Annotated in this window: 20 protein-coding genes and 1 pseudogene; 11 read left to right on the plus strand and 10 right to left on the minus strand. The window is 64.3% G+C overall.

Features of this window, described 5'->3' with window-relative positions:
• Positions 1-98: 98 nt before the first annotated feature.
• The gene (locus QN084_RS06965) at positions 99-1,427 is read left to right on the plus strand and encodes an ammonium transporter (protein ID WP_069696118.1); all 1,329 of its coding nucleotides are present in this window, start codon (positions 99-101) and stop codon (positions 1,425-1,427) included.
• Here the strand turns inward: QN084_RS06965 and QN084_RS06970 are convergent.
• On the minus strand, positions 1,424-2,011 hold the full coding sequence (locus tag QN084_RS06970; RefSeq protein ID WP_062097946.1) for a DnaJ family domain-containing protein: 588 nt from the start codon (positions 2,009-2,011) through the stop codon (positions 1,424-1,426). The genes QN084_RS06965 and QN084_RS06970 overlap by 4 nt on opposite strands.
• 213 nt (positions 2,012-2,224) lie before the next feature.
• Positions 2,225-4,507 carry a SulP family inorganic anion transporter gene (locus QN084_RS06975; RefSeq protein WP_069696119.1) on the minus strand — a complete coding sequence of 761 codons (2,283 nt, stop codon included), beginning with the start codon at positions 4,505-4,507 and terminating at the stop codon, positions 2,225-2,227.
• A gap of 298 nt (positions 4,508-4,805) precedes the next feature.
• On the opposite strand from QN084_RS06975, the gene QN084_RS06980 reads away from it, so the two are divergent.
• The 3 genes from QN084_RS06980 to QN084_RS06990 are packed head-to-tail and all read left to right on the plus strand — an operon-like array spanning position 4,806 to position 8,052.
• Positions 4,806-5,870 (plus strand): acyl-CoA dehydrogenase family protein, encoded by a 1,065-nt coding sequence (locus tag QN084_RS06980; RefSeq protein WP_069696120.1) that lies wholly within the window; start codon positions 4,806-4,808, stop codon positions 5,868-5,870.
• Positions 5,864-7,228 (plus strand): bifunctional PIG-L family deacetylase/class I SAM-dependent methyltransferase, encoded by a 1,365-nt coding sequence (locus tag QN084_RS06985; protein ID WP_069696121.1) that lies wholly within the window; start codon positions 5,864-5,866, stop codon positions 7,226-7,228. The genes QN084_RS06980 and QN084_RS06985 overlap by 7 nt, the downstream gene beginning before the upstream one ends.
• Positions 7,225-8,052 (plus strand): glycosyltransferase family 2 protein, encoded by an 828-nt coding sequence (locus tag QN084_RS06990; RefSeq protein ID WP_021473454.1) that lies wholly within the window; start codon positions 7,225-7,227, stop codon positions 8,050-8,052. The genes QN084_RS06985 and QN084_RS06990 overlap by 4 nt, the downstream gene beginning before the upstream one ends.
• A 7-nt stretch (positions 8,053-8,059) precedes the next feature.
• Here the strand turns inward: QN084_RS06990 and QN084_RS06995 are convergent, their stop codons facing one another.
• Entirely contained in the window at positions 8,060-8,638 is a 579-nt protein-coding gene (locus QN084_RS06995) for an adenylate kinase (RefSeq protein WP_069696148.1), read from the minus strand.
• A 155-nt stretch (positions 8,639-8,793) separates the two neighbouring features.
• Between QN084_RS06995 and QN084_RS07000 the strand changes: the two genes are divergently transcribed.
• Positions 8,794-11,475: an exo-rhamnogalacturonan lyase family protein gene (locus QN084_RS07000; protein ID WP_069696122.1), complete on the plus strand. Its 2,682-nt coding sequence runs from the start codon at positions 8,794-8,796 to the stop codon at positions 11,473-11,475.
• 132 nt (positions 11,476-11,607) lie between these two features.
• On the opposite strand, the gene QN084_RS07005 is transcribed toward QN084_RS07000, so the two are convergent.
• Complete coding sequence (locus QN084_RS07005) at positions 11,608-13,554, minus strand: rhamnogalacturonan lyase (protein WP_259363020.1); 1,947 nt, start codon at positions 13,552-13,554, stop codon at positions 11,608-11,610.
• Between the two features lie 440 nt (positions 13,555-13,994).
• Here QN084_RS07005 and QN084_RS07010 point away from each other — a divergent pair, with 440 nt between their 5' ends.
• From QN084_RS07010 to QN084_RS07025, 4 genes are all read left to right on the plus strand, one after another.
• Positions 13,995-14,273: a hypothetical protein gene (locus tag QN084_RS07010; RefSeq protein WP_062097958.1), complete on the plus strand. Its 279-nt coding sequence runs from the start codon at positions 13,995-13,997 to the stop codon at positions 14,271-14,273.
• Positions 14,274-14,343: 70 nt separating this feature from the next.
• Entirely contained in the window at positions 14,344-15,174 is an 831-nt protein-coding gene (locus QN084_RS07015; protein ID WP_069696125.1) for an oxidoreductase, read from the plus strand.
• A 179-nt stretch (positions 15,175-15,353) separates the two neighbouring features.
• Complete coding sequence (locus tag QN084_RS07020; RefSeq protein WP_021473460.1) at positions 15,354-15,524, plus strand: hypothetical protein; 171 nt, start codon at positions 15,354-15,356, stop codon at positions 15,522-15,524.
• A 198-nt stretch (positions 15,525-15,722) separates the two neighbouring features.
• The gene (locus tag QN084_RS07025; RefSeq protein WP_031216838.1) at positions 15,723-16,193 is read left to right on the plus strand and encodes an NUDIX hydrolase; all 471 of its coding nucleotides are present in this window, start codon (positions 15,723-15,725) and stop codon (positions 16,191-16,193) included.
• Here the strand turns inward: QN084_RS07025 and QN084_RS07030 are convergent, their stop codons facing one another.
• The 3 genes from QN084_RS07030 to QN084_RS07040 all read right to left on the minus strand — a co-directional run bounded on the left by QN084_RS07030 (position 16,194) and on the right by QN084_RS07040 (position 18,058).
• Positions 16,194-16,748 (minus strand): PIN domain-containing protein, encoded by a 555-nt coding sequence (locus QN084_RS07030; protein ID WP_062097960.1) that lies wholly within the window; start codon positions 16,746-16,748, stop codon positions 16,194-16,196.
• Positions 16,749-17,204: an excisionase family DNA-binding protein gene (locus tag QN084_RS07035; protein WP_021473463.1), complete on the minus strand. Its 456-nt coding sequence runs from the start codon at positions 17,202-17,204 to the stop codon at positions 16,749-16,751.
• 74 nt (positions 17,205-17,278) lie between these two features.
• Entirely contained in the window at positions 17,279-18,058 is a 780-nt protein-coding gene (locus tag QN084_RS07040; RefSeq protein WP_069696126.1) for an alpha/beta fold hydrolase, read from the minus strand.
• Between the two features lie 58 nt (positions 18,059-18,116).
• Between QN084_RS07040 and QN084_RS07045 the strand changes: the two are divergent.
• A pseudogene (locus QN084_RS07045) lies at positions 18,117-18,666 on the plus strand (MOSC domain-containing protein).
• 15 nt (positions 18,667-18,681) lie between these two features.
• Here QN084_RS07045 and QN084_RS07050 read toward each other — a convergent pair.
• Together QN084_RS07050 and QN084_RS07055 are read right to left on the minus strand one after the other, a co-directional pair.
• A complete protein-coding gene (locus QN084_RS07050) occupies positions 18,682-20,640 on the minus strand; it encodes an ABC transporter ATP-binding protein (protein WP_069696127.1) in 1,959 nt (652 codons plus the stop codon).
• A complete protein-coding gene (locus QN084_RS07055; RefSeq protein WP_069696128.1) occupies positions 20,637-22,373 on the minus strand; it encodes an ABC transporter ATP-binding protein in 1,737 nt (578 codons plus the stop codon). Before QN084_RS07055 ends, QN084_RS07050 begins: the two co-directional genes overlap by 4 nt.
• 123 nt (positions 22,374-22,496) lie before the next feature.
• Here QN084_RS07055 and QN084_RS07060 point away from each other — a divergent pair, with 123 nt between their 5' ends.
• Positions 22,497-23,333: an alpha/beta fold hydrolase gene (locus QN084_RS07060; protein WP_069696129.1), complete on the plus strand. Its 837-nt coding sequence runs from the start codon at positions 22,497-22,499 to the stop codon at positions 23,331-23,333.
• Between the two features lie 39 nt (positions 23,334-23,372).
• On the opposite strand, the gene QN084_RS07065 is transcribed toward QN084_RS07060, so the two are convergent.
• Positions 23,373-24,896: a CYTH and CHAD domain-containing protein gene (locus QN084_RS07065; RefSeq protein WP_069696130.1), complete on the minus strand. Its 1,524-nt coding sequence runs from the start codon at positions 24,894-24,896 to the stop codon at positions 23,373-23,375.
• Positions 24,897-24,936 lie beyond the last annotated feature (40 nt).

The raw sequence follows: 24,936 nt of genomic DNA on the forward strand, positions 1-24,936 counted from the left end.
AACCGGAAACATAGCTCACCGAATATTGATCGGGGGTTAGCAAGGGCCCGACTTCCGAGGCCCGGTTTTCGGACAGGTTTGATCAGAAGGGAACGCAGATGGAGATCTCTGCGCAACACGTCTGGCTGATGCTGGCGTCGGCAATGGTGCTTTTCATGACCCCGGGCCTCGGCCTGTTCTACGGCGGAATGACGCGCGCCAAGGCTGCCCTCAACATGATCATGATGAGCTTCATCTCCGCTGGCATCGTGGGCGTGGTGTGGGTCCTTTGGGGTTACTCCATGACCACCGGCGACGGTTTCCTGGGCCTGTTCGGAAACCCATTCGCGCACTTCGGCCTCCAGGACCTCATCGGATCCCCGGACCTCATCAAGGCCGGCTTCGCTGCAACGTTCGCGATCATCACGGTCGCACTCATCAGCGGAGCCATCGCCGACCGGGCCAAGTTCGGCGCATGGGCCGTGTTCGTGCCGATCTGGGTGACAGTTGTCTACTGCCCCTTGGCGTACATGGTGTGGGGCGGTGGCCTCATGAGCGCAGACGGCGCCCTGACCAGCATCTTCGGACAAGTGATCGACTTCGCCGGTGGTGCGGTGGTCGAGGTCAGTTCCGGAACCGCAGCTTTTGTCCTCGCTTTGATCGTGGGAAAGCGTCACGGCTTCGCAAAGGACCCCAACCACCGGCCGCACAACGTTCCGTTCATCATGATCGGGGCCGCCATTCTGTGGTTCGGCTGGTTCGGTTTCAACGGCGGTGCCGCGACCACCGCCGAACAGGCGGGCCTCATCTGGGTCAACACCCTGGTCACGCCGGCTGCCGCGATGCTCAGCTGGCTGGTGGTCGAAAAAGTCCGGCACGGACACCCCACTTCCCTGGGCGCCGCCTCAGGCGTGGTTGCAGGCCTGGTGGCCATCACGCCGTCGTGCGCCAACATCAGCCCGCTCGCCGCCGTCGGTTTGGGCCTGGTGGCCGGCGCGGCCTGTGCGGTGTTCGTGGACCTCAAGTACAAACTCGGCTTTGACGATTCACTGGACGTGGTGGGCGTGCACTTCGGTGCCGGCGTTATTGGAACGCTGTCCCTCGGGTTCATCGCGCTTCCCCTCGATGGGTCTGCCGGAGGCCTCTTCTACGGTGGCGGCTTCCAACAACTCGTCGCCCAGGGTGTGGCGGTACTGGTGACCATCATCCTCTCGGGCCTAGGCACGCTGGTCATCGGGCGGGCGATCCACAAGACCATCGGCTTCCGCGTCACCCACGAACACGAAGTCACCGGCGTGGACCTCACCCAGCACGCTGAGACTGCCTACGAGTTTGGCCTCACCGCCCACGGCCACTTCCGGCAGCAGCAGGCTCACCTCGCCTCCTTGCTCAAGCGCAAGCCCGAGCCGGCACCCGGTGTGGAGTCCCGGGAAGACAGCTACGTTTAGTCCCCGCCGTTCCAGAGCCGCTGCCACCAGGAACGTTTCGACGGCGGTTCGGGTTCAGGTTGCTGCGGGGCGGAAGCAGCACGCCGTTCCCGCCACCGTTCCACTTCCAACTCAACGTCCCGCAGCTTGGTAATCACGGGCGGCCCGCCCTGCAATTGGCGGCGGGCTTCGATGACGCGCTTGTTGAAGTCCTCCAGCGTCTCCCGGACTTGTTTCTCCATGAGGAACTGGTCCAGCTTGGCCTCCAGTTCCGCGTCTTCGGTGCGCAGCAGAATCGCGGGAGGACCAAGGCCGCTGATCTGTTCGCGTTGGATGAGACCCTTCACCCACCAGTCGGGGTCGTAGCCCTTGCCGAGGCCGGGAATCGGTTTTCCGGCGTACTTAAGGTTGTCGAACTTCCCTTGGGACATCGCTTCGCGGACAAGATAGTCGGCGCGTGCAGCCTCGTTGACCTTGCGGCGTTTCTCCCTCAGCGCGTTATCCGCGTCCAGTTCAGCCCGTTCCCGGGCATCGCCCACGGAACCTCGGCCCGCCCGGAGTTCGGCAGCACGTTCCAGTCTCCGCCTGTTGTTGTGGTCGCCCATGGCACCACCGCCTCTCACGATCGTCCGTAACAGCAGGAATCGTGGTCTACTTCCCAGTATTCCCCAATGCGTCGGTGGTGAAACATGGAATCCGTGTTCCGCCACGACCCACTTTGGCCAGCGGGAGGCCCCGAAGCCGCCGGAAATGCGGCGTGTTGGAGGCACCCCTGGCTCAAAGTGGGTCGTGGCGGCACAGGTATCGGTGGAGACGGACTAGTTGACAGCCATACTCGGATCCAGCTGCTCAATGCCTTCCGCCGTCACCAGAATGACGCGGGCGGTGCAGATGTCATAGAACAGCCCCGTGGCCTGCACCTGCCCGGAGGCCAACGCGGGTCCGGTCACGGGATGGTCGTGAAGTTTGCGCAACTGCACGGCCACGTTCACCATGCTGAGCTGATCCACGCGGTTGAACCCCTCAGCAGCTGCCGCCAAGGCAATAGGATGGCCATCAACCAGTGAACGGTAGGCCGGCCGGGCATGGTCCAGCCACGCATTAAAGCCCGAACCCAACGCAGGCGCGGGGCCCTCGGCATCCGCCAGGACAGCCTTCATCGCCCCGCAATTCGAGTGCCCGCACACCACGATCGAGTCCACGGCCAACCCTTTGACGGCGAAGGCCATGACTGAATCAATCGAAGCCTCGTCATCATCGCGGCAGACCACGTTGCCGATGTTCCGGAGGGTCAGGAGGTCGCCGGGTCCACTGCTGGTGATGAGGTTGGGATTGACGCGCGAATCGACGCAGGCAATGAACAGGGTGTCAGGGTTCTGTTCCTCGGTGAGGTCCTGGACCAGTGGCCGGACTTTGTCGGCGTAGCGGCGATGGTATTTGTCGATGCCCAGGAGGATTGACCGCAGTGGCGGGTGATCGTGTCCGTCGTCGTCCGCTGTTTGATCGGCCGGCGCAGCAGGCTGCCAGGACGATCGCGGCGGGAGCGGAAACTCACGCAGGTCCTGGCGCTGCGGTGCGCTGTGGGCGGCATCGGTGAAAGCCGTGGTTCCGTGTTCTTCGATGGTGACGGTGGCCCCGGTGCTGCGCTGCTGCGCCTGCCATGCGGTGAGCGCTTCGCGGAAGGCATGGTCCAGGTAGTCGGCGTTGAGTTCCACCAGTGCGTCCTGGCCGGCGGGCACGGAGTGGAGCACCCGGTTGAGCCGCGGAAGGGCAAAAAAGCTGCAAGACCCTGCAATGGTGAGCCGCCACGGCTGGCCGTCGAGCACGGGCTGGTGGACGTGGATCTGTGCACGGAGAACCCTCCACAGGACGCACACGGCGGCCAGCGCGAGGCCGATGATGACGCCCTCCAGGAGGTTCAACGCCACAACACATACCAACGTCACGGAGTACACCAGGAGGTCGCCCGTGCGGAGGCTGGTCTTGATGTCGGCGATCTTCACGAGCTTGGCACCGATCACCAGCAGCAAGCCCGCGAGCACGGACAGGGGAATGAGCTGGATGATGCCCGCAAACAGGGCCGAGAAGAGGAGCACCCACACCCCGTGCAGGATCGCGGAGGCACGGCTCTTGCCGCCGGCTTCCACGTTCGTGGCACTGCGGACGATCACGCCGGTGACCGGGAGGCCACCCAGCATGCCGGACACCATGTTGGCTGAGCCTTGCCCCACCAGTTCACGGTTGAGGTTGGCGCGGGGTCCGGTGTGCATCTTGTCAACGGCCACCGCGGACAGCAACGACTCGATGCTCGCGATCAACGCCACGGTCATGACCGCCATGCCGACGGACAACCAATTGCCGTCCGGCAGTACCGGCAACGCCACGGCGTCGAACAGGGAGCCGCTGAAACTGACCCGCTCCACGCCGGGCGCCACCGCCACGGACACCGCAGTCACAGCAACGACGGCCGCCAGGGGTCCAGGCACTTTCCGCACCGCTGCGGGGAGGTACTTCCACGCGATCAGGACCGCCACGACCGCCAGCCCGAGCAACGCGGAGTGCAGCTCGACCCGCGTGATGGCGGCCGGCAGGCCTGCCAGGTTGTCGACTGCGGAGTCCCCCGCCTGCCCGCCCAGGAGCACGTGGAGTTGCTGCAGGATGATGGTGATTCCAATCCCCGCGAGCATGGCTTTGACCACCACCGGGGAGACCGCCAGCGCAGCGCGCCCCACGCGGCTCAGCCCCAGGAGCAACTGCACGACGCCGGCAGCAGCGGTGATTGCGCACGTCACCTGCCACCCGAACTCGGCGATGAGCCCGGCGACCACCACCGTCAGGCCTGCTGCCGGCCCGCTTACCTGGAGGACGGAGCCGCCAAGGCTGCCGGCCACAATTCCGCCGACAGCCGCGGCGATGAGGCCGGCCATGATCGGCGCGCCAGACGCTGCGGCGATGCCGAGGGACAGCGGGAGTGCCACCAGGAAGACGACCAGCGAGGCCGGGAGATCAGCGCCCAGGCTGGCTGGAAATCGGAGCCTTTTCTGTCCTGGCGGGCTGTGGGCGTCGTTGAGTGACGTTTTGGACTTGAGGGTTGGATGCATGGGATGTTCCTTGGCTCGGGGAGTTGACGACCCCAGCGTAGGAAAACTGTCACGCCTTGTGACAAGGTTTTGTGACAGAGTTGACAAAATTAGTGAATCGGCGGCTTCATGCAGCGACAAGCGGGAACTTTTGCCTCCCCGGAAGTCGTTGAGCACCCGCCGTCGTACGATTGCGTTCGCAACCCGCCAGGTTCAGGACCCGACGGACCGGGGCTAAAGGCTCGGACCCAAAAGTAAGGCTCCTTAGGGTAGGTTGGTGGGAACCGGAAAACGGCCAATCGGCAGCTTGGAGGCATCTATGGGCGAAACCACCGAATTCCAACCAGTGCTGATCAGCTCGGAACCGGTGCAGCTCCAAGCCCTGCAGCCCACGCTCGACGCCGTGCACACCCACATAGGCGATGTCCCTGCCCTGCTGGACATCGCGAAGGACATCGGACGGACTGCCCCGCACCCGGGTCAGGGCAGCACCGGCAAACTGTGGGAGCTCCTGGCCTCGGTCACGGCAGTGGATGTCGCGGCGGGGCGGATCCTGGAACCCCACCTCGATGCCCTGCATATCCTCGCCCAGGCCGGGCACGACCAACCAGCCGGCGCATGGGGTGTTTTCGCTGCCGAGGGCCCGGGGCAAAAACTGGAGGCCAAGAAAGATAGCGACGGCGGCTACGTCCTGGAAGGCGATAAACCCTGGTGCTCCCTCGCCGCGCAACTGGACGGGGCAGTCATCACAGCGCACCTGCCCGGAGAAAAGGGTCGTGCGGCCTTCGCCGTCGATCTTAGGGACCCCGGCGTCACTTGCGGGGAGCCGGCGTGGACCAGCCGCGGACTACGGGAAATCCCCAGCGGCCCAGTACATTTCAACAGGGTTCCGGCCACCATCATCGAGGGTCCGGGTTGGTACCATCAGCGGCCGGGATTCGCGTGGGGCGGCATGGGCGTGGCGGCGTGCTGGCTCGGCGGTGCCATTGCTTTGGCACGCGACTTTGCCGAATCCTTGGCCAGGTCCGCGGACAAGGGGCGGGCGGCTGACCAAGTCGCGCTGGCCCACCTCGGCGACATCGACCGCACCATCAACTCCGCCACCGCATCGCTCGCGCGTGCAGCCGAACGCATCGACGCCTTCGAACCCGACGCCTTTTCCAGCACGTGGAGCGGGGCGCTCCGGGTCCGCGGAACCGTTGCCGCCGCCGTCGAACGCATCCAAACCCTGGTGAACCAAAACCTGGGCCCGGGCCCGCTGGCCTTCAATGAGGCGTACGGAAAACGCATGGCGGACCTGTCCCTCTACGTCCGCCAGCACCACGCCATGCGGGACGACGCGCAGCTCGGCGCCCGCGCCCTGCAAGGGGACCGCGAATGGTGACCTTCACCCACAACGACGCGGGCACCTCCGAGGCTGACTGGGATGCCAGCGGCGTTCGTGAGCTCCCGGAACTGCCCTTGGGTGCCGAGGAGCTCGCCAGCATGACGTTCGTCGTCCTGGCAGCCCATCCCGACGACGAATCGCTGGGCGCCGGCGGCCTCCTGGCCAGGCTCCACGCGCTGGGTGCCACCGTCCGCCTGCTGCTGTGCACAGCAGGCGAGGCATCACATCCGGAATCCACAACCACGACGCCGGAACAGCTTGCCGCCGTCAGGCTCACTGAGTTCGGAGAGGCTGTGTCCGGGCTGGCTCCCAGCGCCAAGTGGCGGTTCGTGGAGGTTCCGGATGGTCGCGTGGCCGCACACGTTGATAGCGTTGCCGCCGCCATCCGCCGGGAAGTGGCCGGGTCCGGCGCCCCGGCCGACAGGGTGGTCCTGGTTGCCCCCTACCGCTCGGACGGACATACCGACCACGATGCCCTCGGAAGCACCGCGGCCCGGATCGCGGAAGCAGAAGGCTACGGGCTGCTCGAGTACCCCATTTGGTACTGGCTCTGGGCCGGGCCGGAAGACGGCACATGGGAATCGTGGGTGCGGTTGCCGCTGGGCCCTGACGAACGCCGGGCCAAAGCGCAGGCCATGCACTCCCACGCATCCCAAACGCAGCCACTCTCCCAGGAACCCGGCGACGAAACCCTGCTGTCCCCTACGTTCCTGGAACACTTCTCGCGGAGCTGGGAGACCTTCGCGTGGACCCCTCCAGCCGGAGGATCGAACACAGCCCGCGACGCCGAGTCAATCTTCGACGCCGTTCATGCCCGCGAAGAGGACCCGTGGGACTACGCCTTGGGTTGGTATGAACGCCGCAAGCGGGCCCTTACACTCGCGGCGCTGCCGGAAGAGAGGTACGAATCCGGACTGGAAATCGGCTGCTCGATCGGGGTCCTCAGCGCCGAACTTGCCCCGCGATGCGAGCGGTTCCTGGCCGTGGATGCGAGCAGTACGGCCCTTGCCCAAGCCGCCCGACGCTTGTCCGGCATAGGCCATGCGGGCACCGGGCACCTGACCGTGCCGTCGGAATGGCCCTCCGGAACCTTTGACCTGGTAGTGGTGTCAGAGATGGGGTACTACCTCAGCCCGGATGAACTCGATGGGATGCTGCACCGCGTCAAGGACTCCATGCGGCCCGGCGGCACGCTGATCCTGTGCCACTGGCGCCACCCGATCTCCGGCTGGACATTGGACGGAGAAACCGTCCACAGAACCGCCCGCCGCGTGCTCGACTGGCCAAGCCGGGGACTGTACCGGGAGAAGGACTTCCTCCTGGAAGTGCTCGTCGCCCCGGGCGGTGCGGCGTGACAGGGCGGGCAATCCGGCACGTTGCGGTAGTCGTGCCCGCGCATAACGAAGAAGAGGAACTCGGCCCCGCCCTGAGTGCCATCCGCCATGCGGCCGACGCCCTGAGTGCCGGGAATCTACGTCGCGAGGTCCAAGCGGCCGATGCCCGGAGGGCCGAGGACTCGGCCGCCGAGGCAGGAACCGCGCAAGGACCACAGGTGTCCGTCAGCATCACGGTAGTTCTGGACAGTTGCACCGACGGTTCCCGCGATATCGTCAGGGCCCATGCCACCGCCGACGCCAGGGTCCGCATGATTGAGACCCGGGCCCGAAGCACGGGAGCCAGCCGCGCAGCCGGCGTGATGGCCGCGCTGGCCGACCTCGAGGCGGAGCGCGGCACCAATCCGGACACGGTCTGGCTGGCCAACACTGATGCGGACTCCAGGGTGCCAACAAACTGGCTGATCCGGCAGGTGGAGTTGGCCAACGCCGGGGTGGACGTCGTCCTGGGCTCAGTCGAACCGGATTCCCGCACCGCAGACCCGGGGATCCTTCGCCGCTGGCTTGAGCTGCATCCTTTCCGGGAGGACCACCCGCACATTTACGGAGCCAACTTCGGCGTCCGCGCGTCCGCGTACCTGGCCGTGGGCGGGTTTCCGAAGTTGCAGGCACACGAGGACCGGATTCTGGCCACGCGGTTGTCACGGCAGGGATTCGTGATCAGATCGACGGACGCCAACAGGGTGGTCACGTCGTCCCGGACAACAGCCCGGGCACCCCAGGGATTCGCCACCTACCTGCGGACCCTCGGCGAACTGGCGCCTGTCACCGCGGATATCGCCTAGTACGCCCCTAGTGCCGGATCACCGACTCCACTGCGGCGATGGCTGCTGCCGTGATCATCTCCCTCTGCCCTGAACCCTCCACGGTCAGGAGAATCCCGCGCTGTTCATAGGCACTGATGACGGGCCGGGTCTGCTCCCGGTACAGCTCCAGCCGCCGCTTGATGACGGGACCGGTATCGTCGCTGCGGCCCTGCTCCTTGGCCCGCAGGAGCATCCGTTCCAGCAATTCGTCGTCGGAAACCGTGAGGGCCAGGACGGCTTCCAGCACCTGGTGCCGCGTACCGAGCAGCGCGTCAAGCGATCCCACCTGGGCCACGGTCCTCGGGTACCCGTCCAGCAGGAAACCCGCACCGGCGTCGTCATCTTCCAGGCGCTGACTCAGCATCGCCGTGGTGACGTGGTCCGGCACGAACTCGCCACGGTCCATGTAGCGTCCGGCCTCCGCACCAAGGCTGGTCCCGTCGCGGACATGGGCCCTGAAGAGATCGCCCGTTGAAATCGCGGGCACGGAGAAGTGCTTGGCGATGTGTTCAGCCTGTGTTCCCTTGCCCGAACCGGGAGGTCCCATAATGATCAGTCGCGCCATGACGCTGGTCCATTCGAAAGAGGCGGCGGAGACTTCAACCATACGCCCCTGCGGTTAGTAGCGGCACCCCGCCCTTGCGACCCCCATCACATCGGAGTACGGTTTTTGAAACGTCACAAAGAAAGCGCTTTCCAAGACCCTTGAGGTGAAATTCCATGACACAGCACGCCCCGGTCACGTGGATCGACGGCGCACCCCCCGCCACGCTCAGCGGTGGCTCCACTTGGGGAATGCCCTTCCAGCGCGGAACAGTCCACGACGCCGATGCCCTGTCCGTCGTCGACGCGGACGGCACCGCCACCCCCTCCCAGGCCTGGCCCTTGGCTACCTGGCCCGACGGCTCCCTCAAGTGGGCCGGACTCGCCATCGGCGCCACGGACAACCCCTCCACCAGCTACTCAGTGCAGCTTCCTTCCGGCGAGGCGGACGGAACGCAAGCGCACGACGCCGGTCCGGCAGCCGCCGTCGTACGTGAACCGCAGGTGGTGGTCACCGAAACGGCGGAAACCATCACAGTCTCCACAGGAACAATGGACATGCTTCTGGCGCGCACCGGCGACCGGCTGTTCCGAAGCCTGACGCGGGACGGCTCGGTGGTGGCCCGGGACGCACAACTGGTAAGCATGCTGCAGGACGGGATTGCCGAGGGCGCCGGCAGCACGAGCAGGGAAGGATTCACGGGCCACCTCGAGTCGGCGACGGTGGAACAGAGCGGGCCCGTGCGGGCTGTGGTGCGGCTGGACGGCCGGCATCGTTCGGATAGTCCACAGTCGCCACGGCGGGAATGGCTCCCCTTCACTGTTCGTTTCTACTTCCTCGCCGGCGCCCGGAGCGTGCGCATGGTGCACTCGTTCGTGTGGGACGGAAATGTTGAAAAAGACTTCCTGGCCGGCCTGGGCGTGCGGTTCACGGTCCCCTTGGCCAGCGAACTGCACGATCGGCACGTACGGCTTGCCGGGGCGGACGGCGGGTTCCTGGTGGAGGCCGTCCGCGGACTGACGGGCCTTCGCCGCGATCCGGGCGCCGAAGTGCGGAAAGCCCAGCTCGGCGGGGAACCCACGCCGCCGCTGGAGCAGTGGAATCCGGAGGTCTCCGAGCGCCTGCACCTGATTCCCGCGTGGAACGACTTCACCCTCACGCAGTTGTCCGCCGACGGCTTCGAGCTCCGCAAACGGACCGCCGCCGGGCATGGCTGGGTGGGGATCTCGGGCGGCACCCGGTCCGCCGGTTTCTGCTCGCTGAGCGACGTCGGCGGCGGTTTCGGGATAGGGGTGCGGGACTTCTGGCAATCGCACCCCGGGCAGTTGGACATCCGCGGCGCCGCTACGGCCGAACCCAGCGTCACGGCGTGGCTCTATTCCCCCGAAGCCCAACCCATGGACCTGCGCTTCTACCACGACGGCCTGGGCCAGGACACCTTCGAAGAGCAACTCGAAGGCCTGGAAATCACGTACGAGGACTACGAGCCCGGCTTCGGCAATGCACAAGGGATAGCAAGGACGCACGAGCTCACGCTCTTCGCCTACGACTCCACTCCCCCGGTCGAATCACTGGCAGCCGATGCTGCGTACGCCTCCCGGCCACCGGTCCTGCAACCCTCGGCCCAGTACCTCCACAGCGCGGGCGTCTTCGGCGACTGGACGCCGGTGGATCGCAGCACGCCTCTCCGCGCGGAACTCGAAGACAAGCTGGACTTCCTCTTCGACTTCTACCGCGGCCAGCAGGAGCAGCGCCGGTGGTACGGTTTCTGGAATTACGGCGACGTCATGCACACCTACGATTCGGACCGGCACGTCTGGCGCTACGACGTCGGCGGCTATGCGTGGGACAACTCAGAGCTCTCCCCCGACTTGTGGCTTTGGTACATGTACCTCCGCTCCGGCCGCGCCGATGTGTTCCGTTTCGCCGAGGCCATGACCCGGCACACCGGCGAGGTGGACGTTTACCATCTTGGCCCCTGGCGCGGACTTGGTTCGCGGCACAACGTCCAGCATTGGGGCTGCAGCGCCAAGCAATTGCGGATCAGCAACCCTGCCTATCGCCGGTTCTACTACTACCTGACGGCCGACGAACGGACGGGGGATCTCCTCACCGAACTCGTGGACAGCGACCAGAACTTCCTTGGCCTGGACCCGGTCCGCAAGGTTCGCCCCGATGCCGATACCTACCGCCCGGACCGCGGTTCGCTGGGCGTTGGGCTGGGTACCGACTGGGGCTCGCTCGCGGCCACCTGGCTCACCGATTGGGAACGCACCGGCAACCCCCGCTCACGCGACCGCCTGTTGGGCACCATGGCTGACATCGGTGCCCTCAAGTACGGCTTCCTCACGGGTGAGGCACTGTATGACCTGGATGCAGGAAGGTTCGACGCCGGACGCGAGGTCATCAGGGTCTCCCACCTGAGTGCGGTGTTCGGTTTGGTGGAGATCTGCAGCGAGCTCATCAGCCTGGTGCCGGACGATGGGTTCGAGGAGGCCTGGCTGCAGTATTGCCGGCTGTTCCTGGCTTCACCCGAAGAGCAGGCCGCCGAGGTGGGCCATGCGTTGGACGGCATCTACCTGACGCAGGCCCACAGCCGCCTCACGGCCTACGCAGCAGCCCGGCTTGGTTCGCCTGAGCTGGCCGCATCGGCCTGGTCCAGCTTCAGCGTCGGCGGCGAAAACCTGAACCATGCCGAGGCGTTCACCCTGAAGACGATCAAGCCCCCGTATGTCCTCCAACCCGTTGATGAGGCGCCCACGGTGTCCACCAATGACACCGCCCAGTTTGGCCTGGCCGCCATCCAGAACCTGGCCCTCATCGGCGGGCACCTGCCGGCGGCAGCCTCGCAGCAGTAGCCCGACGCGGCGGTTCTCCACCCGCCGCTGGAGGCTCCGGCGTCGTACGTCCGGTGCCACGAAACCACCGGTCGCCGCACACAACAAAGCCGCCCGCCTCCTTTCGGGGGCGGGCGGCTTTGTTGTTGGCGCTTACTTCTTGCCGGTATAGACGACGGCGGGTGCTGCCGGAGGCTGCATGCCCTCACCCACAAAGAAGCTCGGGTGCGGCGGCTGGTTGTACGCCACGTTCTCGCGGGCGACCGCCGTTCGGTACACGGTGTCGTGCATCAGGGTCCGCAGGCGAACCTCGGTGGGAGCCGTGGTGGTGTAGATCCGCAGCTCCGTGCTGTCCGTGGACGGCCAGGCGATTTCCTCGCGCCAATCACCCAGGATGTCCGCCTGGATGGACGGGTTGCCCTTGGTGGTGTTGTTGCTGCGGGCGCCATCGGCGGTCAGCAAGCGATCGCTGGTCTCGGTTTCCCAGTTCCACTTGGAGATAGTGGGGACGCCGCGGGACACGGTGGCGTCGTAGTCGTGGTCCACGATTTCACGCAGCAGGTCGCCATCCCACCAGGCAAGGAAGTTCGCGGCGGGGATATTCTCCGCGATCAGCTCGCCCTTGGCGGACATCAACTGGCCCCGCGGAGAATCCCACGCCGCCGTCCCGCCTACGGCCCATCCTTCGGCCCCTTCATAGCGGGGATCGATGTCGCCCGCAGCTCCACGCCCGGTGTCCTTGGTGGCCGGGATGCTCCACAGCACCTCGCCGGTGGCAGCGTCCCGGAACGTGGCGCCACGGTTGCCGCTCTGGCTCATGCTCTCGTGGACGGCGAAGGTTTCCAGGCCGGGCCGCGAGGGATCCAGATCGCCCGTGTGGATCGCGTCGCCGTGGCCGAGCTTGGTGTTGTAGAGGGGCTGGCCATTGTCGTCGATGGTCATGGAACCGAAGACGAACTCGTCCTTGCCGTCCTGGTCAACGTCAGCCACGGATAGGTTGTGATTGCCCTGGCCCTTGTATTGGTCGCCCGCCACGTTGGAATCGAAGGTCCAGCGCTTCACGAGCTTGCCGTCAACCAGGTCATAAGTCACCAGCACCGTACGGGTGTAGTAGCCGCGGCTGAACATCATGGACGGGTGCTCGCCGTCCAGGTACGCGACGGCTGCCAGGAAACGATCCACGCGGTTGCCGTAGTTATCGCCCCAGCTGGCCACCAAGCCGCGCTCAGGCTCATAAGCGACAGTGTCCAGGATGGTTCCCGTCCCGCCCTTGAACACCGTGAGGAACTCCGGGCCGGCCAGCACGTAGCCGGCGCTGTTGCGGTAGTCGGCGTTGGCGTCGCCGATCACTGTGCCTGAAGCATCCGTGGTGCCATCCGCCGTCTTGAGCGAAACCTCGGCCTTGCCGTCGCCGTCGAAGTCGTACGCCAGGACCTGCGTGTAGTGCGCCCCGGCGCGAATGTTGCGGCCGAGGTCGATCCGCCACAGCTTGGTGCTGTCCAGCTTGTAGGCGTCCACATAGACGTTGCCCGTGTAGCCGGACTGCGAATTGTCCTTCGCGTTGGAGGGCGACCATGTCTGGATGACCTCATACTTGCCGTCACCGTCGAGGTCCGCCACGGTGGCGTCGTTGGCCGAGTAGGTGTAAGCCTTGCCGTCGGGGGTGACGCCGTCCGCCGGCTTGTCCAGCTTGATGGCGAGGTAGTTTTGGGCCAGCGGCGTGACAGCCTCGGTCAGTTTGTCCTGGCCTTGGCCATTGCCCACCGTCTTAATGACGTAGCTTGAGGTGGCCGTTCCCGCAGGATCCACGAAGAAGGTTGAATTGCGGATGGGTTCGGGCGTGATGTTGACGCCGTCGCGCAGCACTTGGAACCCGATGCTGTCTTTGTCCAGGCCCAGCATGCGCCAACTGACACTCACGCCTTGGTCAGTCAGGACCGCCACCGGCGCACGGTCCAGGTTTTCCACCTGCCGCTTGGGCGTTTGGTCCTTCTTCGCGCTGACGACGGCGGGTGCGTTGCCTGGCGCTGTTTGGGTGGTTGCCGCTTGCGCGAGGGGCACACCAGTGAAGGCCAGGGCTGCCGCGGCGAGGGTGGCCATGGCCGTGAGGGGAACGAGTGGTTTGCGGGAGGAACATTTCGAGGGGTAAGCCAAAGAACATCTCCTTTGATGCTGGACAGCGGAGGGTCCGCCGCCCGTGTTTGGAACGTTTCACTTTTATGCCGGGTTATCCCTTTCCATGAGTGGCGTGATCCGAGGATGCGCACGCAGCCGGGTCGCACATGATGCCGTTCTCAGCGCTCATAGCGACATCAACTGCTACGTAGATGTGAAGTGAAAACGCTTTCCGCCGTCTATGTTTACAGCGCTCCACATCCTGGTCAAGGCTTTGACTGGAAATTACTGGGAGTTTTCGATTCTTGATGTTCACTTTTGTTGGCATTCACCCTGAAGGCGATCCGGCATTGCCTCTGGTCCGCATCCGGGAATCCGGATATCGTAAGTATGCTGACAAATTCCGAGCGAGCCAGGAGGACACTGTGACCGAGAAGGATACGGAACGCACCACCGCAAGCGAAGACACTCTGAACCCAATCACCCATCCGTTCGACCAAACCAACGGACTGGCGGACGACCTCGACGGCGATTCCGACGGCACGGCTGAGAGCGATACGCGCAGCGAAGCCGAACGCACGGACGACGACGAATCAGGGGCAGGCGTACTGGACGGCGACACCAGCGAGGACGCCACAGGCCCCGAAGGCAGGAAAGGCCCGGGTGCCGTGCCGCCCCTCGGCGGAGCACTCGGACAGCACTAGCAGCACGTGGAATGCCGCCCCGGCCATCGCCCGGGGCGGCATCTCTTCGTCACGACTTCAAAGGAACCTCATGACTACCTGGCTTATTACCGGTTGCTCAACAGGCCTCGGCCGGGCCTTGGCGAAAGCCGTGCTCGAGAAGGGCCACAACGCGGTGGTCACCGCACGTGACACCGCAACCCTGCAGGACCTCACCACTGGATTCCCGACGACGGCCCTCGCCGTGGGGCTCGATGTCACCGACGCCACCCAGGTTGCCAATGCCGTGAAGAAGGCGGAGGACCGGTTCGGCGGCGTTGATGTGCTGGTCAATAACGCCGGATACGGTTACCGTGCGGCCGTCGAAGAGGGCGATGGGGAGGATGTCAGGGCCCTTTTCGACACCAACGTGTTCGGCCCCGTATCCATGATCAAAGCGGTGCTTCCCGGCATGCGTGCACGGCGGTCCGGGGCCATTGTGAACATCTCCTCCATCGGCGCCCGGATTTGCCCTCCCGGTTCCGGTTACTACGCCGCATCCAAGGCCGCGCTGGAAGGCATCTCGGGGTCAATGCAGAAGGAGCTGGCGCCGCTGGGAATCTCGGTCACAGCGGTGGAGCCGGGCGGATTCCGCACGGACTTTGCCGGGCGTTCCCTGACGCAGTCCGCGGAGGCCATCGATGACTATGCTGATACCGCCGGAAAGCGCCGCAAGGAAAACGACACCGTTCACGGTACCCAGCCAGGCGACCCGGACAAGGCTGCGCAGGTAATCATCGACGCCGTTGAAGCCGAAGAGACGCCCGCCTTCCTGTTGTTGGGAGCGGACGCCCTGTATGCCTACGACGCCGTTGAAGAAGCAACGCGGGCCGAGGTGGAGCGCTGGCGGGAACGGAGCGGGAGCACCGGTTACACAGAGTAAAGAGCAACGTGTAATCGGTCACACTTGGGCGGATTTGCTTGTCATTCAGGGCAGCCACCATGAACCATGAATGAGGGAACGCGTTCCCAACAAGCTGAATCAGCGATCCTCACCGACGAGGATGCGGCCCCGGGCGAAGAGGCTTGGGGCTGTTAAAAGCCTGAGTGAAAGTACTGACAATGACGACACATACTGACTCCATCTCGCTTAAAATCTGGGATAACTCGGCAATCGACCACACCATCGAAGCCGCAATCCGGGATCTCACCCCCCGCGCCGCTGCGGAGAACTGCGGTATCTCCGTGACCCTCAGCGGACCCAAGACCTTCACGGTCAGCCTTAACCGCTAAGCAGTCCAGACACACCAGAAAGCGGACGACTCCGGTACCCACCGGCGTCGTCCGCTTTTTTGTTGCTCCGCGAGTTCGCTGGAAACGTGCCAAACACCCTGCAAGTTTCCCTACGACGTCGCCGGTTTTGCGCCCGGCCGGTGACCAAGCCGTGGAGTAGCCTTGGACTTCGAGGCACAGCTTGTCCAGGGAGGACGCATCAGTATCCGAAGCGCAGGGATCCTGCTTTACAGGCGGTCCGCGGAGAATGGCTTGGAACTCTGGATTGCCCACATGGGCGGCCCTTTCTGGGCCCGCAAGGACCAGCACGCCTGGTCCATCCCGAAGGGTGAATTCGCAGACGACGAAGACCCGTTGGTTGCTGCCCGGCGCGAGTTCACGGAGGAGATCGGGTCACCCCCGCCGGACGCGGAGTACCACCTGCTGGGTATCTTCCGGCAACCCTCCGGCAAACTCATCACAGCCTTCGCTGCGGAGGCCCCGGCTTTCCAGCCGGAGGAAGTGGTGAGCAACACCTTCCCCATGGAATGGCCCAAAGGCTCCGGTTCCATCAAGGAGTTCCCCGAGATCGACGACGCCCAATGGATCGACGAGGCAACAGCACGCACCAAGCTGGTCAAGGGTCAGCTGCCCATTGTGGATGCCCTGGTTGCGCACCTCAATGCTTGATCAGCGTCTCAACGCCGCCGGAATCTGCGGTAGGCCCTCGATCTCAAGCCGTCTCAAAACATCATTGACGTCCAACGGAGGGTTCCGGAAAGCTTCGGACATATTCCGCACCGCGACGTGTAGTTCCACAGCGTCCAAATAGAACTGATCCATGAGGAAATCGTCCGGGTGCTTGGCCTCAATGCCCCAGGGTTCCAGGAGCCCGACTGGGAAGTGCTTCAAATTCTTCGTGACGATGACCTGGGCTTGCGCCTTCATTGCCGCAGCCATCACATGGGCATCGCCTGCATCCGGAGACGCTGCAAACATCTGTTCCAGTGGTTCGTAGTTGGTTACAAGGCAGTCCGGAACGGCATCACACATCAGTTTTCGCGTGCGGTCCAGCTTGGAACCGTCAAGGTCAGGTCTATTGGCTTTAAGGTTTCGAAAAGTCTCGTCCAGGATGACTTCCGTCCAGCGGGCCTGCACCAAGCCACTCTGCGCTACTCGCACCAAGAGGTCCCGTAATGCGCTTGGGTAAAGGACATTGGCATCGTAGACGACCGTGAAGACCACCTAAATGAGCCCCATTTCCTGTCCCAGCGCCGATAACTCGTCCGCAGCGTCCTTCTGGGCCACCAAAGCCCGGCGTTTGTAATCGTAGAGTGACTCCGCCATCACGCGGCGGTGTGTGCCTACCTTACGGAACTCGATCTGACCTGATTCCAGTAACCGGACCAAATAGGGACGCGATACGTTGAGCAGATCCGCAGCTTGCTGAGTCGTCAGTTCGGCATTCATCGGGATGACGGTGACTCCTTGCCCGGCCGCCATCTTTCCCAGAATTCGAATCATCAGTTCGGCTGCAGGTCCGGGCATCTCCAGGTGCCCACCGTCAGCCACTGTCATCTCAACCGGCTGGCGCGGGTCAGTGTGCGAGCCCACGGCCCTCCGCAGGACCTTCAATGCGTCACGGGCCAGCTCAGCATCGCTTCCGTGCGGATACGCCGGAGTTGCCGGCTCAACGGTCATCGCGCGTCCTCCTAGGTTGGGCAGGTACCCAAGCAAGCTTAGTCGCTAAACGAAATAAACGAAACGCCTTCCTGCTATCGGCTCTTCCTTGTTGTGAACTCCTGGATCCAGTCAACGGTTTCGGGGTGGTCCAGGTGGAGGCCGTGCCCTGCCCCCGGGACGCGGACCAGCACTGAAGCCCGGACGTGTCGCCGGAGCGCAACGGCGTTCGGCAGCGGCGTCAACGGGTCCTCCGTCCCGTGGAGAATCAACGTCGGAGCCAGGATGGAACCCAGCTCCGACCACGCGTCATGCTCACGGCTGGCCCTGAAGTGACGCGACTTTGCCCAGGCCGAGGCCCTGGACGTGAAGAACGTTTGTACAGCTTCGGGGTGGTCCGCAGCCCACTCCGCGTCGAAGAACAAAGGGGCCAGCCGTGCCAGGTCGCCACTCACCAGGGCCGCCATGGCCGCCGCGTCCGCCCGCATCCCCGGATCCGTTGATCGTCCTCCACTGCTCGCAGCCAGGATCAACGTCCTCACCCGCTCAGGGAAGTCGATGGCGAGCCACTGCCCTATCCGGCCACCCATGGAGTGCCCATATACGTGCGCAGTCTCCACCCCGGCGGCGTCCAGTACAGCAACCGCATCGGCGGCGAGCAAACGGGTGGAATAGCGATCAGCTTGCCCTTGCCCGCTGCGGCCAACCCCACGGTGATCGAAGCGGATCACGCGGTAAGAGCGGGACAGCAGGTCCGCCGTCGGGCCCCAACCGTCCATGGCCGTCGCCTGACCGGCGATCAACAGCAATGGCTCCCCGCCGCCGGACTCCGTCCACGCCAGTTCGGTTCCGTCAGGGGCCGCAGCAAAGTTCACCGTGACACTTTATCGGTGCAGCGGCCGGAAGGGTCTGCGCGGCGGCTAGCGTTAAGGGATGACCGCTGAGTACAGGTACGACGTCGACGTGCTTCACCTTTTGGTGTCGCCCGCGCATGCCTACTTTGGCAGGGCACGGGAGGGCGCCGCAGATGTTCCGACCACCGATGCACCGACTGCGGAGCTTGTTGCAGGCAAGGGCGTTGTTGGAGACCGTTTCTTTGGCAAAGACTGTGTTCGCGGTCGAGGCGCTCGAGGCTATTGCTGCGGAACTCGATTCCGGCCCGTTTGATCCCCTGCTGACCCGGCGGAATGTGGTGATCCGCGGCGCCGAGCTGGCACCCCTGCTGGGCCACGAATTTGTCCTCGAGTCGGGCAAGGATTCCGTCCGTTTGAGAGCCGGCCGCCCCGCCCACCCCTGCGCGTGGATGGACCAGATGTTGGCTCCCGGCGCCCACAAAGCCATGCGCGGAAGGGGCGGAGTAAGGTGCCAAGTGATCTCCGGCGGGTTCCTCCACCGTGGGCCCGCCACCCTGGTCAGCCCTGTCCCCCTGAACCCGGCCCGCGCCGGGGAAGCTTCCGTGCTGCGGCCGGCCCGGCTGCCCTAGCCAGGAATCTGCGCCTCACACCTCCGCTGCCGGCGCCGCGAACTGGGCTTCGTAGAGGCGGGAGTATGCGCCACCGGCGGAAAGAAGCTCCGAGTGGGTCCCCTGCTCCACGATCTGCCCGGACTCCATGACCAGGATGAGGTCGGCGTCCCGGATCGTGGAGAGCCTGTGCGCGATGACAAAGCTGGTGCGGTCCGAGCGCAGGGCATTCATGGCCTTCTGGACCAACACCTCGGTACGGGTGTCCACGGAACTTGTTGCCTCATCCAGGATCAGCACTGAAGGGCGTGACAGGAAGGCCCGGGCGATGGTGAGCAACTGCTTCTCCCCTGCCGAGACGTTGCTGCCCTCATCGTCCAACAGGGTGTTGTACCCCTCGGGCAGCGAGCGCACAAAGCGGTCAACATAGGTGGCCTGCGCAGCCTCCACGATCGATGCTTCCGAAGCATCGGGCCGGCCATAGGCAATGTTGTCCCGGATTGTCCCGCCGAACAGCCACGTATCCTGCAGCACCATGCCCATCCGCGAGCGCAGTTCCTGCCGGGACATGGTGGAGATGTCCACGCCGTCCAGGGTAATCCTGCCGCCGTCGAGCTCGTAGAAGCGCATCATGAGGTTCACCAATGTTGTCTTGCCCGCACCTGTAGGCCCAACAATGGCGATGCTTTGCCCCGGCTCGGCCACCAGGTTGAGCCCGGTGATGAGAGGCTTGTCCGGCGAGTAGCTGAAGGAGACGTTCTCGAACACGAGCCGGCCCCGTCCCGGACCGGAAGCAGAACCAAGAGGCTCGGGCGATTCTTCCTCTTCATCGAGCAATTCGAAAACGCGTTCGGCTGAGGCCACACCGGATTGCAGCATGTTCGCCATGGACCCGAGCTGCGCGAGCGGCATGGTGAATTGCCGCGAGTATTGGATGAATGCCTGGACGTCGCCGAGCTGCATTCCGCCGGAGGCCACCTGCAGGCCACCCACCACGGCAATGGCCACGTAGACGAGGTTTCCAATGAACGTCATGGCGGGCATGATCAGACCGCTGACGAACTGGGCACCGAAACTTGCCTGGAAGAGCTCGGAATTCTTGTCCCGGAACTTCTGCTGTACCTCGTCCTGCCGGCCGAACACCTTCACCAAAGCGTGTCCGGTGTAGGTCTCCTCAATGTGGCCGTTGAGTTCGCCGGTGTTCTTCCACTGGGCCACGAAGAGCTTTTGGGAACGCTTGGCGATCAACACAGTAATCCCGAGGGTCAGGGGAATAGTGATGAGGGCAATCAGCGCCAGCAGCGGGGAAAGGATGAACATCATCACCAGCACCCCCAGCACGGTCAGCAGGGAGGAGACTACTTGGCTGATGGATTGTTGGAGGCTTTGGGAGATGTTGTCGACGTCGTTGGTCACCCGGCTGAGGAGCTCGCCGCGCTGGATTTTGTCGAAGTACTTCAGCGGCAGCCTGTGGATTTTCGCTTCGATCCGTTCGCGCAGCCGGTAGACGGTCCTTTGGACGACGCCGTTGAGGATGTACGCCTGGATCCAACCGAACGCCGCGGCCAGGACATACAGCACGAGCGTCCAGAGCAGTACCGAGGACAGCGCGCCGAAGTCGATGCCGACGCCGGGTGTCAGGGGCATGGCGCTGAGCATGTCGGCCTTAGTGTTCTCGCCGGCGGCGCGTAGCCCTGCGATCACGGCTTCTTTGGAAACGCCGGCGGGCAGTTCCTTGGAGACGACGCCGGCAAAGATCAGGTTGGTGCCTTCGCCAAGCAGCCGTGGGCCAATGACGTTCAGGGCCACGCTGACAACGGCGAACATCAGGACCAGGGCAAGCCAGACCCGTTCGGGATGCAGGGTTCCCAGCAGGCGCTTGGCGGAGGCGCCGAAGTTGGACGCCTTCTCGGCCGGGACGTTCATGCCGGCGAACGGCCCGCCCCTGCCCGGCCCCATCGGGGGACGCTGCGGACCGCGGACAGCTGTACTCATGCCGCCTCCTCCGCTGCGAGTTGGGAGGCCACGATTTCCCGGTACGTTTCGGAAGTCTCCAACAACTCATCGTGCGTTCCCTGCCCAACGATCCTGCCGTCGTCGAGCACTAGTATCCGGTCAGCATCCGCGATGCTGGACACGCGCTGGGCGATGATCACCAGCGTGGCGCCCTGGGTGTGCTGTTTGAGGGCGCGGCGCAGCCTGGCGTCCGTTGCCGTATCCAGGGACGAGAACGAATCGTCAAAGATGTAGAGTTCTGGCTGTTTGACCAGTGCCCGGGCGATGGCGAGCCGTTGCCGCTGACCGCCGGATACGTTGGTCCCGCCCTGGGAGATCGGCGCGTCCAGCCCGCCGTCCATTTCCTCAACAAAGTCGCGGGCTTGGGCGACGGCGAGGGCCTGCCACAGTTCGTCGTCGGTGGCGTCCGGTTTGCCGTAAAGCAGGTTGCTGCGGACGGTTCCGGAGAACAGGTAGGGCTTTTGCGGCACCAACCCGATGTGCCCCCACAGGTGGTCGGGTTGCAGTTCCCGGACGTCCACGCCGTCCATCCGGACGGATCCCGAGGTGGCGTCGAAGAGTCGCGGCATGAGGTTCACGAGGGTGGTCTTGCCTGCCCCGGTGCTGCCGATGATCGCCGTGGTCTGGCCGGCCCGGGCGGTGAAGGACACCCCGCTGAGGACGGGCTGTTCGGCACCCGGGTAGGCGAATCCGACGTCGCGCATTTCCAGCTCGCCCCTGCGGCGGCCGGTGAGGGACACAGGGTTCGACGGCGGCTGGACGCTTGAGTCGGTCCCCAGCACCTCGCCGATGCGGTCGGCTGAGACGGAAGCACGCGGGATCATCACGGCCATGAACGTGGCCATCATGACGGACATGAGGATTTGCATAAGGTAGCTCAGGAACGCAATCAGAGTGCCCACCTGCATGGAGCCGTCCTCGATCCGGAACGACCCGAACCAGATCACCGCCACACTGGAAATGTTCATGACCAGCATGACCACAGGGAACATGAGCGCCATCAGCCGGCCGGCCCGCAGCGCAACGTCCGTGACGTCGTCGTTCGCTTTGCCGAACCGCAGCGATTCCATGTCCTCCCGCACGAAGGCCCGCACCACGCGGATACCGGTCAGTTGCTCACGGAGCACCCTGTTCACGGCGTCGATCCGGACCTGCATTTTGCGGAACAGCGGAACCATCCGGGTCACGATCAGCCCTACGCAAACCAGCAGCACCGGCACCGCCACGGCGATCAACCACGACAGTTGCGCATCTTGCCGAACCGCCATGATCACCCCGCCGATACTCAGCATCGGCGCCGCGACCATCAGGGTGCAGGACATGAGGACCAACTGCTGGACCTGCTGGACGTCGTTGGTGGAGCGGGTGATGAGGGACGCCGCGCCAAAGCGGCTGACCTCTTGCTCCGAGAACTCCCCCACCCTGCCGAAGATCGCATCCCGGAGGTCGCGGCCCAGGCTCATTGCCGCCTTCGCGCCGAAGTACACCGCAATCACGGCGCAGGCGATCTGCAGCAGGGTAATCAGCAGCATGACCGCGCCCATGGTCAGGATGTATCCGGTGTCGCCTGTGGCGACGCCTTGGTCGATGATGTCGGCGTTGAGCGTGGGCAGGTACAGCGAGGCGATGGACTGCGCCAGCTGGAAAACGACGACGGCGACCAGCAGCCGCTGGTGCGGCCGGAGGAAACGAACAAGGACCTTCCACAGCATGGGATCTCCAGCGTCCGGGGGTAAACCGAAGGCCAGTTTACGTCTGGTTGCTGGGGGCAACTAGGGGGTATTCAGTAGGCTGGAAGCGTTCCACCCCAGAACCGCTATGAAGGGACCGAAGTTTTGGCTTACATCACCGTCGGAAACGAAAACAGCACTGAGATTGAGCTCTACTACGAGGACCACGGGGCGGGGCAGCCTGTGGTGCTGATCCACGGCTATCCCTTGGACGGATCCTCGTGGGAGAAGCAGACAGCGGCCCTCCTTGACGCCGGCTACAGGGTGATCACCTATGACCGCCGCGGCTTCGGGAAGTCCAGCAAGCCCACGGTCGGCTACGACTACGACACCTTCGCAGCTGACCTCAAAGCGGTCCTGGAAACCCTCGACCTCAACGACGCCGTGCTGGTGGGGTTCTCCATGGGAACCGGCGAGGTTGCCCGCTACATCAGCACCTACGGTTCAGGCCGCGTGGCCAAGGCTGTGTTCCTCGGCTCCCTGGAACCGTTCCTCTTGAAGACCGACGACAATCCGGATGGCGTCCCGCAGGATGTCTTCGATGGCCTCGCCCAGGCCGTCGAGGCTGATCGCTACGCCTTCTTCACGGATTTCTTCAAGAACTTCTACAACAGCGACACCTTCCTGGGCACCGACCGCCTCAGCCAGGAATTGGTCGATGCGAGCTGGAACCTGGCAGCAAATTCGGGTGCATTCGCATCAGTTGCCGCACAGCCCACGTGGCTCACTGATTTCCGCGCGGATATCCCCACAATCGATGTCCCCGCTTTGATCGTTCACGGCACTGCGGACAATATCCTGCCCATCGATGTCACCGGCCGCCGATTCAAGGATGCACTTCCCAGTGCCGAATACGTGGAAATCGAGGGGGCGCCGCACGGTTTCCTGTGGACGCACGGAGCAGAAATCAACGAAGCCCTTCTGGCGTTCCTCAAAAAGTAGGTAAATAGCCCTCAAGAACCTTTTCTTGAGGGCTATTTCCTAAGTGATCCTGAGTTTGCGGACTTTCTTTCCCAGCCGGAGATACTCCTGCTGGACCGCGTCCGCTGCCGTCCGTTCCCTGGCGTGGAGAACTCCGTAGGTAAATGCGGCGTTGCCCATGCCGGGAGCGGAGCCGAGCTTCAACAGTTCAGCCCGGGCTACGGCACTGTCCTGGTGTTCACCCAAGATGGTCTGAATCCGGTGGGCCATGTCAGCGATCTTCGATGCCTGCTTGCCGTGGATGCTTTCTGCCGCCGCAGCCGCAAAGCGCAACTTCTTGGCTGCCTTCCGGACTTCGTGGAAGGCCTTGTCACGGGAAGGCCCGACGGCGGCGGCAACGGCAGCGTCGTGGCGTTCGGCGAGGCGTTTGGCAGCCTTATTGACGCGCTTGGCCGTTGCCTTGCCTGCACCGGGCATGACCTCGGGCGCGACCGGAGGCTCCTCGACGAAGGCCTCCAATTGGTCCAGCAGCCGGAAGTATCCAGGACTGTCCAGCCGGGATCGAATGGCCGTCAGGGCAGTGTCCTTGCGAACCTTCATGCGTTCATCCAGCTCTGCCGCCAAGGGGCCCAGCACAAGCCTTCCCGGCAATTCATCCAGCGATTCCCGCAGCCGCCGATGGAGCACCTCGGCGTCCCTGTACCGGCCCAGGGTCCGGGCGAGCGATTTCAAGCCCGCTTCCAACTCGTCCACCGGGCCGGCTTTGAAGAACTTGCGGTAGCTGTGGAGGATTGACCGGATCCGCCGGGTGACGGACCGCAGCTGGTGGACGGAATCATCGGCGTTCATCCTGACCTGGGCATCCCGCCGGAGCATCCTGGCCACTTGCTGGTCAAGGTAGTTGAGGACGGGCACAACGGCCGGTCCCTTACGCTCGGGGACCTCGCGGCCACTCCCCTTGGTACGGGGCAGGTATCCGGCCAGCGCTGTTGCGAGTTTGGACGTGCGTTGGCTGGGGCGCGCGCCGGTATTCGTAAGTATCCCGGCGGCAGCTTCAAAAAGTGCTGCCGCGGCGTCGTCGCCCGGATTGTGGTTCAGCTCCAGTTCCCACTCACGCCACGTGCGGGCGGTGGAATCGTTGAAAGACACCTCGGCCTCGACGTGGTCATCGACGAACTCGGCAATCGCCCTGCCGTCTTCCGCGTACAGGCCGATGCTGGTGCGGCTGGTGTTCAAAGTGGCCACGGGTGCCACGGCATGGCCACGGGTGTAGGCAAGGACCCTGGCCAGGATGTCATCCGGGACGATCTCCGGCCGGCCCAACGCAGCATGTATTTCCGTGCGCCGCCCGGGTCCCTTGGGCAGCTTAAGGTGCCATCCGGCGTCGGGTCCTCCGGTACGACGGCGGAGCGTTATCCCGTAGGAGGCGAGGGCGAGGTCTTTGGTGTCGAAATAGACGGCCTCAAGCCGGTGCGTCACCGGTTCGCCTACCCTGGAGACGCCGTCGATGGCTGTCAGGTCGGGCAGCGGCGTTGACGGTTCGACGTCGTACTTCCGCTCCACTTCCACAGTGGACTTGGCCATGGTCCAAATACCTCCTGCTGCCGTAGATGTTGCCCGCAAC

It is taken from the genome of Paenarthrobacter sp. R1 (assembly GCF_030264015.1).
Taxonomy (GTDB): domain Bacteria; phylum Actinomycetota; class Actinomycetes; order Actinomycetales; family Micrococcaceae; genus Arthrobacter; species Arthrobacter ureafaciens.